General features: G+C 57.2%; 16 protein-coding genes. 9 read left to right on the top strand and 7 right to left on the bottom strand.

Going from position 1 to position 12,895, the window contains the following annotated elements:
• The 3 genes from BP737_RS04220 to BP737_RS04210 form a co-directional block, all read right to left on the bottom strand.
• Positions 1 to 404, bottom strand: a 404-nt coding sequence (locus BP737_RS04220) for a formylmethanofuran dehydrogenase subunit E family protein (RefSeq protein WP_292410502.1), incomplete at its 3' end; no start/stop codon positions are given.
• A gap of 88 nt (positions 405 to 492) precedes the next feature.
• Positions 493 to 1,473 (bottom strand): SRPBCC domain-containing protein, encoded by a 981-nt coding sequence (locus tag BP737_RS04215; RefSeq protein ID WP_292410500.1) that lies wholly within the window; start codon positions 1,471 to 1,473, stop codon positions 493 to 495.
• Between the two features lie 59 nt (positions 1,474 to 1,532).
• Complete coding sequence (locus BP737_RS04210; protein WP_292410498.1) at positions 1,533 to 2,456, bottom strand: AEC family transporter; 924 nt, start codon at positions 2,454 to 2,456, stop codon at positions 1,533 to 1,535.
• A gap of 105 nt (positions 2,457 to 2,561) precedes the next feature.
• Between BP737_RS04210 and BP737_RS04205 the strand changes: the two genes are divergently transcribed.
• Positions 2,562 to 2,948: an NUDIX hydrolase gene (locus tag BP737_RS04205; protein WP_292410495.1), complete on the top strand. Its 387-nt coding sequence runs from the start codon at positions 2,562 to 2,564 to the stop codon at positions 2,946 to 2,948.
• A 533-nt stretch (positions 2,949 to 3,481) separates the two neighbouring features.
• On the opposite strand, the gene BP737_RS04200 is transcribed toward BP737_RS04205, so the two are convergent.
• Positions 3,482 to 3,625 (bottom strand): hypothetical protein, encoded by a 144-nt coding sequence (locus BP737_RS04200; protein WP_342685958.1) that lies wholly within the window; start codon positions 3,623 to 3,625, stop codon positions 3,482 to 3,484.
• 187 nt (positions 3,626 to 3,812) lie between these two features.
• Between BP737_RS04200 and BP737_RS04195 the strand changes: the two genes are divergently transcribed.
• Both BP737_RS04195 and BP737_RS04190 read left to right on the top strand, forming a co-directional pair.
• The gene (locus tag BP737_RS04195) at positions 3,813 to 4,772 is read left to right on the top strand and encodes a type II secretion system F family protein (RefSeq protein ID WP_292410494.1); all 960 of its coding nucleotides are present in this window, start codon (positions 3,813 to 3,815) and stop codon (positions 4,770 to 4,772) included.
• Positions 4,773 to 4,778: 6 nt separating this feature from the next.
• Positions 4,779 to 6,146, top strand: a complete 1,368-nt coding sequence (locus BP737_RS04190; protein ID WP_292410492.1) for a type II secretion system F family protein — start codon at positions 4,779 to 4,781, stop codon at positions 6,144 to 6,146.
• 4 nt (positions 6,147 to 6,150) lie between these two features.
• Here the strand turns inward: BP737_RS04190 and BP737_RS04185 are convergent, their stop codons facing one another.
• Complete coding sequence (locus BP737_RS04185) at positions 6,151 to 6,747, bottom strand: RAD55 family ATPase (protein WP_292410490.1); 597 nt, start codon at positions 6,745 to 6,747, stop codon at positions 6,151 to 6,153.
• A gap of 479 nt (positions 6,748 to 7,226) precedes the next feature.
• On the opposite strand from BP737_RS04185, the gene BP737_RS04180 reads away from it, so the two are divergent.
• The 4 genes from BP737_RS04180 (at position 7,227) to darG (ending at position 10,490) form a co-directional block, all read left to right on the top strand.
• Complete coding sequence (locus tag BP737_RS04180; protein WP_292410488.1) at positions 7,227 to 7,637, top strand: hypothetical protein; 411 nt, start codon at positions 7,227 to 7,229, stop codon at positions 7,635 to 7,637.
• A gap of 775 nt (positions 7,638 to 8,412) precedes the next feature.
• Positions 8,413 to 8,667: a hypothetical protein gene (locus tag BP737_RS04175; protein WP_292410486.1), complete on the top strand. Its 255-nt coding sequence runs from the start codon at positions 8,413 to 8,415 to the stop codon at positions 8,665 to 8,667.
• Positions 8,668 to 8,752: 85 nt separating this feature from the next.
• On the top strand, positions 8,753 to 9,364 hold the full coding sequence (locus BP737_RS04170) for a DUF4433 domain-containing protein (RefSeq protein ID WP_292410485.1): 612 nt from the start codon (positions 8,753 to 8,755) through the stop codon (positions 9,362 to 9,364).
• A 1-nt stretch (position 9,365) separates the two neighbouring features.
• A complete protein-coding gene (gene darG / locus BP737_RS04165) occupies positions 9,366 to 10,490 on the top strand; it encodes a type II toxin-antitoxin system antitoxin DNA ADP-ribosyl glycohydrolase DarG (RefSeq protein ID WP_292410483.1) in 1,125 nt (374 codons plus the stop codon).
• An 806-nt stretch (positions 10,491 to 11,296) separates the two neighbouring features.
• On the opposite strand, the gene BP737_RS04160 is transcribed toward darG, so the two are convergent.
• Positions 11,297 to 11,515, bottom strand: coding sequence for a type II toxin-antitoxin system HicB family antitoxin (locus BP737_RS04160; protein ID WP_292410481.1), 219 nt, complete (start codon positions 11,513 to 11,515; stop codon positions 11,297 to 11,299).
• 1 nt (position 11,516) lies between these two features.
• Positions 11,517 to 11,711 carry a type II toxin-antitoxin system HicA family toxin gene (locus BP737_RS04155; RefSeq protein ID WP_292410478.1) on the bottom strand — a complete coding sequence of 65 codons (195 nt, stop codon included), beginning with the start codon at positions 11,709 to 11,711 and terminating at the stop codon, positions 11,517 to 11,519.
• Positions 11,712 to 12,231: 520 nt separating this feature from the next.
• Here BP737_RS04155 and BP737_RS04150 point away from each other — a divergent pair.
• Positions 12,232 to 12,549 carry a nucleotidyltransferase family protein gene (locus BP737_RS04150; RefSeq protein WP_292410476.1) on the top strand — a complete coding sequence of 106 codons (318 nt, stop codon included), beginning with the start codon at positions 12,232 to 12,234 and terminating at the stop codon, positions 12,547 to 12,549.
• Positions 12,546 to 12,895: DUF86 domain-containing protein (locus BP737_RS04145; RefSeq protein WP_342685955.1), on the top strand; the 350-nt coding region annotated here is incomplete at its 3' end. The genes BP737_RS04150 and BP737_RS04145, both read left to right, overlap by 4 nt.

The following is a 12,895-nucleotide window of genomic DNA, read 5'->3' as shown; positions in this document are numbered from 1 at the left end:
ATCGCCTCGGCGAAATTCTCGAGAGCGAGCTCCCTGTCCGGCCCGTCGAACTCCGCCGCACGGTCCCGGTACGGGCCGGGCTTGAGCAGGATCGTCCGGCCGTCGGCATGCCGGAACTGGACCCAGATGCGGGGAGAGACGACGAGGTCGATATTTCTCTTCCCGAAGGTGCATCCGCTTCCGATCTGCACCCCGTCTACCAGACAGGATTCCGGCGGCGTTCCCGAGCAGTAAACCGTTGCGGACAGCGCAAACGGATCGCTCCCGAGACGGTGGAGTGCATGGCGTCCCATCCGGTAGCCGAGGACGATGAACGGTCCCAGGTGACCGTGGAACTTTGCCAGTTCTTCGACGGAGTAATCCCGCTCAAGCCCCATGAACCTGCAATGTTCGTGCCATTTCATACCGGTATATTAGAATGGTTGTTTTAATAAAGTAGCGAAAATTAATGAAAAGTAAGAAAAATGAGTGTTCCTATCACAATATTCAATCTTACGTTCTCTTCTTCTCCTCCACCAGTTCCGCGAAACGGTCCGTGGTCTCGGTCATTCCCTCCTCACCCGACTGAAGCATCCCGTCGCGGTCTTCGACCGTCGGGAAGACCGCTCTGTCCGTCATCTTTGTTCTGCCGTTCACGTCCTCCAGGGTGATCGTTTCGAGCAGCACATGGCCAGGTATGCCTTCGTACTCAAAGGTGAAGATGAGCCGCTCGGGCGGCGCGATATCGTGAAACACGCCGTGGAACCCGTACTCGTTGCCCTCGGCGTCGCGCTGGACGAAGCGCCAGATACCCCCCGGCCTTGCATCCATCTTCTCGATCGTGGTCGTCAGGTCTTTCGGCCCCCACCACCGGGGTATCAACTCCGGGTCCATGTAGGTGCCGAAGACGAGGTCCCGGGTCGCGTCGAAGACCCTGGTTATGACGATCTCCTGTTTTCCGGGTTCAGCGGTGAGGTTCGTCTTCGTCATATCGACCTCTCCCTTCTCAAGCACCCGGGCGAGTTTGTCGAGTGACTCGTTCCAGCCAGCGCGGGCCATGTCGAGCATCTCGCCCTCCGGGACGCCGTCCTCCTGCAGGGTCATCAACGTCCCGCCCTCGTGCTCTTCGAACGTCACGGTCACCGGCAGCTCTTGCGGCCAGTCTTCGCTCATCCCGTAGGCCGAGGCCGGGACAACGTTACCGTCCGCGTCCGAGAACGCATCGGTGTAGGTGATCTTTGCGGGCTCTACGATCTCGCGAAAGACGCCCGTGCTCCAGAAGTCCTTGCCTTCGAGCGAGCGCATGCACCAGAGGTACCTGCCGCCCACGCGGAAGTCCGTCCTGACGACGGGTGCGGTGAAGGTTCTGGGCCCCCACCACTGGTTGAAGTACTCAGGTCTCGTCCATGCCTTCCATACGAGGTCACGCGGTGCATCGAAGGTGCGGGTGATGGTGAACTTCGCTTTTTCTCCGGTCAGAATTGCCTCTGCCATATCCTGTCTCCCTCCATTTTTCCGGGATTCGGACCCTCACGGGTAAAAACTTTTCTCGCCTACAGCAGCATCGTCGTGATCAGCGGGATGGTGACGAGCGACCCGATCGTCGAGACGAAGACGATCTGTGACGCGAGCCGTGAGTCGGCGCCGTACTGCTCCGCGAAGATGACGGTGTTTGCGGCGGCGGGCATCGCGGCCATCGCGATCATGACGCCGTTGATGAGGGGATCGGGAAAGATCGGGGAGAAGAGATAGACGTAGGCCACGGGAATTCCGAGGAGGAGAACGGCGCTCGCCGTCCAGACGCGCCAGTCTCCGATCATCTCCCGGGCCGGGAAGGTCGCAAGCATCGCCCCGACGATGATCATCGCAAGCGGCGTGGTCACCCCCCCGAGGAGGTCGATTGCGTCGATGAAGGGCCCGGGGATCTCCACCGAGCCGAGGAAGAGGAGGAACCCGGCGACGGAGGCCGCGATTCCGGGATTCGCGAGGAGTTTCGGGTCGAACCGTTCTCCTCTTCCCCCGGCGAGCATCGCTATCCCGACGGAGAAGACGAGGACGTTGAAGACGAGATTGAAGATGGCGACGTAGAAGAGGGAACTCTGGCCGAAGAGCGTCAGGGCGACCGGGAACCCCATGAACCCCACGTTCCCGAAGACGATGGCGAACTGGAGAACCCCTTCCTCCGCGGGCGGGACTCGCATGGCTTTTGAGACGGCCCAGGCGAGGGCGAACGAGAAGACGTAGAGGGCTCCGGTCGCGAGGAGCAGGGTCTCGGCGCCGACGAGGCGTTCGGGGGTGAAGGGCACCTGCATGGAGGCGATGATCAGCGCAGGGATGGTGATGTTGATGAGAAGCCCGGAGAGCCCCCGGGTGGTCCGGGGGTCCACGATCTTCGTGGCGACGGCGATGTAACCGGCGGCGATCAGGAGAACCAGGATGAATATCTGGTCCGCGACTACCAGGAAATCCGTGATCATACCGCTCATGAGAGGGGCGCTCCCGTCCATCAATATGGGCACCGGTACCTCTTTACGGTTCTGCCGTGGGGGAGGTATTTGTATCGGCAGGACTTATGTCGTCGTATGCCGGAAAAACCGTTCTACCTTGCCGTTTCGGCGCTCATCCGGGACGACGAGGGGAGGGTCCTCCTCCTGAAACGTGCCGCTGCCGCCTCCATCAACCCGGGAAAGTGGGACCTCCCCGGAGGGGCGCTCGATCCCGGGGAGACTTTCGACCGCGCCCTCTGGAGGGAGGTCCGCGAAGAGACCGGGATGCGGGTCACCCTCCGGCACGTCGCGGGTGCCGGGGAACTCGCCCTTCCGACGAGGAGGGTCGCCTACCTGGTCATGACCTGCGATGTCGACAGAACCGAGATCAGCCTCAGTCCGGAACACGAGGACTACGCCTGGGTCGCGCCCGGGGAAGCGGCGACGATGGACCTTGCGGAGCAGTTCCGGGGTTTATTCTGAAGCGGTGAGCGGGCGGGAGACCGGGTGGACGTTCTCCGATGGAGTTTCATCTCCTCCGCGCCCGCACCGCGAGCCCCCAGAGCATGAACGTCGCACCGAGGAGCGCCTCGCCCGCGTAGAGGAAAACAGGGTCCCGGACGATGCTTCCCCCCAGGACGGCGAAACACAGTCATCGACCAGGTATCGAGCGATTTGGGGATTGCGACCCGGACATCGGAGGAGAGAACGGTGAGGTCGTCCTGGTCGAGCGTGACTGATGGACCTGCGGCGACACTATTTCCAAGCCGGCACCCACAGATATTTCCCGGCGACATGATGAACTGTAATAGTAGTTCCCTATGAAAAGAGTATCATCCGGTCCGGCTGCCGTGCCGAAACCGGGGAGATTTGAGTTGCCCGGTCCCGGTTCACCGCGTGTTACGAATATCCTATTCGCATTTGCCGCCCATTCCTGATATGGAAGGCAATGTAGTACAATATTTATTCTTCTTATATTTTAATATTTCCGTATGTCATCGGGTTGATCTATGGGTTTACTCGTTAAATTCCGGGATCGCGGCTACGGGAGCGTTCGGCTTTGGAACAATGGGCCGGAGCGCCGGGTTTCTTTCCCGGACGAAACACTGGCGCCGGATGGCCGCCCCCGGGTCCGGTACGGACCCGATATCGCGGGGCATGGGTGGGCCGGTTCGGCGTACCGCCCGGGAAAACGGGTTGTCCTCTAACCGGGACCGGTCCCCTTCCTTGGTACATAGTTCTTTACGAAACCAATAGTTCCTATATACTCATTTGGAAATATCTATATCCCTCCCAATCCATACTCTAGGCTGATTACTCCCTGTAATCGGGGTGCCGGGGTTCTGCATGTTTGATCGTGAACGCATATTGTCGCTTTTACCGTTCCGAAACTCGACCGGAGGATTTCATCTGCCGCCTCTCGACCCGGAAAAACTGTTCGAGAAGTACAAGCAGATCTGCTACCGCCTCGGAAAGCACCTCGACAAAAGCCCAAACGAGGATATAGCCCGGATGATCTATCAGGCCGATCTCGAGATGACGCCCGGCCTGTTTCTCTCTCTGCTCGCCGTCACGGCTGCGCTTGCAGCCATGGTCATGTTCGCCGTCTCGCTTGTCATATTCCTCGCCCCATTCAGCCCCTTCGTCTCCGAGAGCGCCCTGCTCTACATCTTCGCCCTCACCTTCCTTGCTCCGGTTGTCGTCGCGGTCGGCTTTCCCTTCTACCTCACCAGCCAGATCTCGAACAAGAAGATCGATATCGAGAAGAACCTCCCTTACGCGCTTGCCTTCATGTCCATTCTGGCCAGCTCCGGCGCCACGCCGCTCGATATCATCAGGAGGATTGCGCGTGAAGATTACGGTCATATCTCGCGCGAGTTCGGGAAAGTCGTCTTTCGCGTCGAGATCCTCGGCGAGGATGCGGTGACGGCGATGAACGGCATGGTGAACTCCACGCCTTCCGAGATCTTCCGAAACATCTGCATGGACTTAACGAACCTCATCTACGGGGGTAGCGGCCTTGCCGGGTATCTTGCGTCCAAGTCGAAGGAGTTGATGGAGATCCGGCGGCAGACGGACAAGGAGTTCGTCGAGTCGCTCTCCGTCTTCGGCGAGGGCTACCTCGGCGGCATCGTGATGACACTCACCCTCGCCGTCCTCGGCATCGTGATCAGCAGCGCACTGGGGGTGGAACTCGGTCCGTTCACCCCGGACCAGCTCTTCTTCTTCCTGGTCTACCTCGGCACGCCGCTCATCAACGTCCTCTTTCTGCTGATGCTCGGCGTCAAATACTCCACAAATCCCTGATCTACCATGGCGTCCCAGCGAAAACACGCAAAATCCGGCAGCCTTCCCGGCGGCATTACCCTCTTCATCGAGCGTCTCCGTCTCCGCTACGACCTGAAGCGGGAGTACTTCACGATAGGGGTCCCGGTAGCGGTGGCGCTGCTCTTCATTGCCGGGATGCTGCTCTCCGGGATGACGCAGATCGGCGGAGACGACGGGGGAGGGGATCAGAAGAGCGACCGGCAGAAGGCCTACGAGGAACTTCTCCGCCAGGAGGAGGCGGAGGAGCAGGGGGTCGAACTGACGCCGGAGGAGGTGGAGGAGCCGCAGGAAGAGGAGGAGAAGATAGGCATCGACCATGTCCTCATCATCGCAACGCTCGTCGCCATCACCCCCTACGGTTTCGACATCACGCTCCAGAAGATGCGGCGGCGCAAGAAGGAGGAACTCTACACGGAGTTTCTCTTCAAGCTCTCGGAGATGATGCGGGGCGGGCTCGACCCCATCAAGTCGGTCATGGAGCTTGCAAAGACCGATCTCGGCGCGCTGGATACCGACGTCCGGGTTTGCGCGAACTCCATGAAGTTCGGGAAATCGTTCGAGGAGGCGATGAAACAGATGGCGAAGAACCTCGACAGCGAACTGATCGCCAGGTATACCGAGCTCGTCATCCAGGCGTCCTACAGCGGGGGTTCGGTGGCGGACCTGATCCTCAAGTCGTCGGAGGATATGCGGGGCATTCTCGGGATCGAGCGGGAGAAGGAGGGAAACCTGCGGCAGTACGTCGCCATCTTCTACATGGCGCAGGGAATCATCTTCTTCATCGCCTATACCCTGAACACCTCACTCCTCCCCTTCTTCAGCGATGTGGGGAGTTCGGGGTTCGGTGGCATCGGCGGCGCCGAGATCGCCGAGATCGACTTTACCCAGGGCTTCTTCCACCTGATCATGCTCAACGCCCTCCTCGGCGGCCTCATCATCGGCAAGATCTCGGAGGGGGATGTGCGCTACGGGCTGAAGCACGCGACGATCCTGGTCGGGGGGTGCTACGTGGCCTCTCTGCTGATGCTCCTCCCTGCTGGTGCGGGCGAGGAGTTGATCGAGGCGAACGTCACGATTATCTCGGGATTCGACCAGGAGGGGCTTGTCGGTCTGCCGCTGAAGGAGCCGATCGTCGTCTCGGCTACCGACCTCGAGGGCAATCCTCTGTCCCGGACGACGGTTACGTTCGGGATAGACCTGGGCGGGAGCGTCGAGCCGGAGACGGTGAAGACCAACGAGAAGGGGGAGGCCACGGTGAGGGTCACCCTCGGTGCGACGGAAGGGACCTATGCCGTCAGCGCGACCGTCGGGGCAACGACCGCCCGGACGACCGCGGTTGCGATGGGTGGGTGAAGGATCACCCGTGGCGTTCACGGGTGTCGATGAGGATACCCTCTTCCGTGACGGAGAAAGGCGCCATCCGTTCCGGCGGGAGTTCTCCTTTCATCTTCGGGACGTTGAGGTACCGCTTGATCTTCCCGCCTTCATTGACCTCCAGGAACTGGATGACCCCGTCTGCAAGTGAGCGGATGAGTTGTTCGTGACGATCGGAGAGGATGCCGGTCGTCATGGTCAGGAGGATGGTTCTTCCGTTCCTGCTGGCGTCGATGAGGGCGCAAAGAGTCGTTTTGAGTCTCGCAAGGTCGGCGTCGGGGCAGAACGATGCGAACTGGTCGATGACGCAGAAGTCCCCCGTGCAGGACGTCGTGATGGCGGCGGTGGTCCTGGCGCACTCGGCGATTTCGAAGCGGTCGAAATACTTGATCCGGTAGAGATCCATCTGGGTGCGGACGTCATCCCTGTACTGCGGGGTGATGTAGGTGACGCGTTTCCCCTGCCCGGCCGCACCCGCCGCAAGCTGCAGGGCGTAGGTGACGTTCGTGCTGCCCAGCGCTTCTTCGAGCACGACGACGGCGTTCTCCGGAAGGGTGATGAGCCCCCATTCAAACTCCATTTCCCACTAGTATGGCGGTTTCATTTGATATGGTTTCTGCATGCCCGGACAATCGCCCTGGAGTGAGGTGTTGAATACATCCGTTTCTCCGACCGGAACGGGGGCACCGGTGCCGTCTGCACCTTGATATATCATGGGGTGAGCGTCGGCAGGCGCGGCCGCGCACCAGAGATGAGGCCGTGGGTATGCAGGATCGTTGCCGTCGGTCTGCTCAACGATGACAGAGAATCGTACATTTTTTCCGTGTCCTACCCGTCCACTTCGATCATCTCTATGCCGTTTTTACTTCCATCGCACGGACGCCCCGGCATTCACATTTTCCCGGGATGCCCTGCCTTGCCCCGGGAAGAACCGTTATATAGTCACGGGTGCCACCGTACCTCCTCCGGCGCGCCAAAGAGCGCCAGATTCTTCCGTGCCGGTCCGGTCCGGCCGGACATCTTCATAGGAGGGCGGGTAACGTGGAAATATCGGGGGTTATGGCGGATTATCGCATCGTAGCCTGCATACCGGCTCTTGCAGTGCTCTTCGACTACTCCATGACGTTCATCTTCTCCGGGGGAAGGGACGAACTTCTCCGGCTGGAGTTCAGTCCGCTCGTCCGGTATGCCGTGGCCAACGATATCGTGATCGTCTACCTGCTTTTCATGATGCTCTTCTACTACGTCGTGGCGTTCGCGGCGCTCCGCCTGCTCCGCCCGACCGGTCTCTATGGGTTCGGGGTCGTGCTCCTCCTGCTCGTCGCCGCGACCCACGTCCTCGGCGGATTTTCATGGGTCGTCCGGAGCGCGGTCTACTCCCTCGCCGTTCACGGTGTCTCCATCGCCGCCGTCGTCGTGGCGCTCGCCGCCTTCGGGTATGCAGTCCTGCAGCGGCCGGAAAAACAATAGGTCTATAAGAGGGTCCGGGCCGGGGATGTAGCGTCCCTGAAAGAACTGGTGCCTTTCCGAACTCCCGACGTCGCCGGTCCGGCCCCCAGATACTGCGCCTCCGCCCGGCTGAAACGCAAAGGAGGTGATCCGCTATTCCCGGAGGGGACCGCCGTCCCTTCGCTTTCGGTGGAAGACGGCCGGGAGCATCATGTCTCTGCAGTCTCAACAATGCATTTCATTGTCCCAACGGTCATAGTGCTCTCACGGAAGTGTGTCCGATGCCGGTAGAAGTCGAATGGATGATTGATCAATGATATGATAATCCAGCTCGATCAATCCCTGAGACGTGGGGAAGGAAGATTGCAACGGATAACAGAGCGAATCCGCTCAACCCGAACAACGCAGCCACGAAATCCGGCAGGGGTAAGAAGTGAATGCCCCAAAATTACCTTCTGTCATCCTTGAAACCGTTAATTACACCTGAATATCATTCTTTTCAGGATCGTGGGTCGAGGAGCCCCCCGCCTTAAGGCGGGGGAGGAATCGACCCTCGGCGTGTCCCCGTTCACTTTCACCTCGCAGGGAAAAGGTTTATGCCGGGAAATCTCGACAGACATATGTTGCGCTACGGAAGGCACGAAGCAGGAGCCTCTCCTGCGGATCACGGCTATACACCTGCGCAAACGACACCACAGTGCAGCGACATTGCTGCCAGGGCCGCCGTCAACCGGCCTATTGCGGTCCGCTCCCCCACACGCGGGGGAGAGGTGGAATCGCGAAGCCTCTAAAGAGCATGATACCACTTCCGGCATCATGCCCCCTCCTCTCGTCGGGGGTAGTTGACCGGGATCATTTCGACGACTATCTCGCGTACCGCATGTTCGCCAACGGCGTTCCCTGTGCAACACCACTCGACCAGCCTGTCATCGAACACGTCGATGCCAGGGTGTCGAAGACACCGGCGACGATCCCGAGATGGCCGATCAGGACGCTGGATCCTTCGATGAAAACAGCAGAAGTGTGCACAGAGGTTTTTCTGAAAGTATAAGGATTTTGCGGGGTGGGCTCCTGCGGAAGGGGGTTAATCGAGTGTGTACTAATTTAAATTTAACAAAGTCAAAGTGGCCAATGAGATGTCCGAATTCATTAAGGAACTCTATTATATTGTCGCTATCGAAAATATCCCATCAGTATTAAGGCATGGGATCCTGTCATACGATATGGCAATGCGGCTACGTCACGTTTCCGTTGCAAATCGTGAGGTGCAGGGGCGCAGGGCTAACAAAAAAGTTCCCAATGGTCTGTCCCTTCACAGTTACGTGAATCTTTATCTTAATGCAAGGAACCCAATGTTGTATACGTTGATGTGTAACGGATCGGATGACATCTGCATATTGAAACTTGAAAACAGATTGATAGAGTTTCCGGGTGTCGTGATAACCGATGGCAATGCTGCAAGTGACTGGGTATCTTTTTACTCACTTTCGGAGGCCATGGATAAACTTGATTTAGACATGATATATGCAAGATATTGGACACATGAAGATCCCCATGAACAAAGGAGACATAAAAGTATTATGTGCGCCGAAGTATTAGTACCGAATATCGTTGCCGCGGTTCACATAAATGGAGCATATGTATCATGTAGTACCTCTAAAAAATGTCTATCTGAGGTGGGATTTGATCGAGAGATAATCATAGATGGAGATATGTTTTTCAATAGGCAAGTACGGGGGAGGAGTTGATATGGTAACCGTCCTGGTTGGGGATGTCCTGAAGAGCAAGGCACAGACGCTTGTCAACACAGTGAATTGTGTGGGTGTTATGGGGAAAGGAATCGCTCTTCTCTTCAAGCAGAAATACCCGGACATGTACCGTGATTATACTAGAAGGTGCATGAATTTACAGGTCAAACCCGGTGTTCCATACCACTATACCGACATATTCGGCAATTCTATTGTAAATTTTCCAACAAAAAACCATTGGCGTTCCCCATCACGTATCCAGGATATCGTTAAAGGGCTGGATATTTTCGTGAATAAATACAGGGAATGGGGCGTAACATCGGTAGCGTTTCCGCCATTAGGGTGTGGAAACGGTGGCCAGGAATGGCGTGTTATTGGCCGGATAATGTATCAAAAGTTATCCCGGATAGACATTCCTGTTGAAATATATGCACCGTTCGGGACTCCGCACGACGAATTAAAAGAAAATTTCCTCTCCCAGAAGGTATTACTTGAAGATTACAATCAGGTAAACCAGACGAAAAGTGAACTCACGCCGGAAAAAATTGCAATCCTTGAAGTATTGAATCGGCTCGGACAGCAGGCTCATGCAGTCAGGGTAGGCCGAACTATGTTTCAAAAAATTTGCTACATTATCACGGAGACGGGAGTAAATACTCAGTTTACATTTAAGAAGGGGTACTATGGACCGTTTTCCCCGGAAGACGTAAAAAGAACAATTCATCTCTTTGCCAACAGCAACCTCATTGCCGAGAAACAGCTCGGTCGGATGGTGGTCATCTCAATTGGCCCCGAGTACCCGAAAGTGCGGAAAAAATATGAGCGTCAACTGGTCGAACTTGAACCGAAAATTGAGAAAACCGTTGATCTATTCAGCAGAATTAAGAATACAGAGCAAGCGGAGGAAGTCGCCACGGTATATTACATATATCGAGAGTTGGCGTATTTGAAACCCGGGCAATCGGTTACCGAACAAGAGATATTCGACAGTGTTCTCTCATGGAAAAGAAAATGGAACGATCCGATGAAGCGTGAGAGGCTCGCTTCTGCAATCCGCAACCTTGCGATGTTGAAATGGATCTCTGTCTCATACAGTGACTCGTTGCCGGTTGACGAGTTAGTGTGACTGCTCTCCTCACTGAGGCGAGGGCATCCCTGGCTGAGATTGCAGCCCCAATCTCAACAGGTTGATTGCCGCGATTTGTGACCCTCCCGGGGTTATCGGGGCAACGTTTCATCTTTGCCGGCGTCAACTACCCCTCCCTGACGGGAGGGGCTTGTCGGTTGACGCGGGTCCTTTGCCGATCGACGCGCCGGGAAGAGAATTGCACATATCGGTGCTCCCGCGACGCTCCTCGCGAATCGTCGCATCCGGAGCCACCGTTCTTCCGGAGTTACCCTCGACCGACTGCTACATAGATGGCCGAAGACCGCGAGCGGGGAACCGGGAGCTCCCATATCGGCCGCCGTGTCTGGCTGCGATCTCGAGGATCTCGTCCCTTTTTTCGAGTAGTTCCGCATGCAGACTCATCCTGCCACTCTCCTGCATCGATCTTATGGAGCAGGGAATAGAAGGGTTCGCCCGGAAGCGTTGGTATGAAAAATCTCCGGGGGTATGCAGAGCGTCCACTAGAACAGGCAACTATTATCCCAGAAACGAAAAAGATACGGGTCAATCGTCCCACCGTTTTTCATGCTCATAGCGCGCTGTGCAGTATGGCCCGGACGTGAAAGCGCTCATGACCTATCTCTGCGTCTACAGCTTCTCCCGTATGACCGGATCAGAGAACTCTTCGGTGATCTCTTCAACTACTCCCAAGCACGGCAACCACTTTCAATGCGGTCATCGAATGCCCCCGGCGTCCAGAGGGGGCCGAGCACGCCGGGAAGAGAATCGCACATCGTCGCTTCCTGCGCCTCCATTCTCCGGAGTTACCCTCGACCGACCGCTACATAGATGGCCGAAGACCTCGAGCGGGGAACCGGGGCCCCATCCTCCCGGAGCCCCTCGATGTGGAGCTCGATCGCCTCGTGCATCTGCTCTTCCGCTTCCTCACGGGTCGCCCCGGTGGCCACACACCCCGGAAGGTCCGGGGAGTACGCCGAGTAGTTGCCGTCGGTCTGCTCGACGATGACAAGAAATCGATACATTTTAGTCCCTCATTTTAAGTCCAGCCTGTTTGAGAACACTGTTCAGCGTCCCCGGTGCAAGAACGTCTGCCGGGTGCCCGGCGATGGTGATCCGGCCGAGTTTTGATGGATGCTTGTACTGCCGGTGACTGCCCCGGGTCGCCACCAGGTACCACCCGTCCGCTTCGATCATCTTTATGCAGTCTTTTACTTTCATTCTTTCCCTACCCCTTTTCTCGGCGACCGAACTCCACGGTCGCCCGGCGGCGTGTCTCGCTGCTGCTCCGTACCAATTACGACGGGAGGAATGCTCATATCTTTTGTGCTCTGGTTGCTGTGCTGAATAATTCCGGTCCTCCGGCCGCAAGAATGAAGGTGTCGGACGCCCCTGCCGGTCATTTCTGAAAGGATGCATCGGGAACCTGCCCAGTCGGACGATGCCCGCGAAAATATGAAAGAACAGATGAGAAAACCATCCGACGAGTTTCCGAGGATCTTCTATCGGTGCTGTGAAGGGGGGGCCCGGTCAACCGCCCCGCGCTCACCGGTACGGGGTACCGGGGATGATAGCAGACCATCGCACCCTGCATCCCCGGCCTTCGCGGCGGCACACTTGATGGATATTTCTGCTTATTCGTCCTTCTCCGCTTCAAGAATACGCCGGTAGAGGGCATCTCGGACCCGGAAAGATCCGGGGATATCTATACTAGAGAGAAAAGCGTATATCCCGCTCAGGAATGGATACTGTCACCCTGCAACCCGGCGGGGAGTGTGCGAGGATCATCGGCATTCTCCGAGAAAAAAAGGCGTACCTGAAGGAGGCCTACCACGTCGGGTCCATCGGAATCTTCGGCTCGTGTCGGCGCGGCGAGGAGCACGAGGGAAGCGACGTGGACATCCTCGTCGAATTCTCCGAGGTGCCGGGGATCTTCGGGTTTCTCAGGCTCGAGCGGTACCTCTCCGAACTTCTCGATAGACCGGTGGATCTGGTCGAAAAAAGTGCACTCAAACCTCATATCGGCCGCCGTGTTCAGAAAGAGGTCATATATATATGACAGTCCAGCGAAGCACCCTCGATTATCTGGACGATATCCTTGATGCTGTCGATAAGATCGAGATCTTCACCCGGGGTATGTCGTATGAGGAGTTTTTCGGGGACGACAAGACCGTCTATGCGGTCACACGGGCACTGGAAGTGATCGGTGAGGCGACAAAGTGCGTTCCCCGACAGGTCAGGGAACGTTACCCTTCTCTTCCCTGGAGTGAAATGGCCGGTATGCGTGACAAATTGATCCACGCCTATTTCGGGATCAACAGGGCGATCATCTGGAGAACGATCCGGGACGATATTTCCCCGCTCAGATCTGCGGTTCAGAGCCTCCGCGACGACCTGATATCAGA

The sequence above is a fragment of the Methanoculleus sp. UBA291 genome, from assembly GCF_002499755.1.
GTDB lineage: Archaea > Halobacteriota > Methanomicrobia > Methanomicrobiales > Methanoculleaceae > Methanoculleus > Methanoculleus palmolei.
The sequence above is the reverse complement of the archived record's forward strand: the minus strand, read 5'-3'. Positions and strand labels throughout refer to the sequence as shown.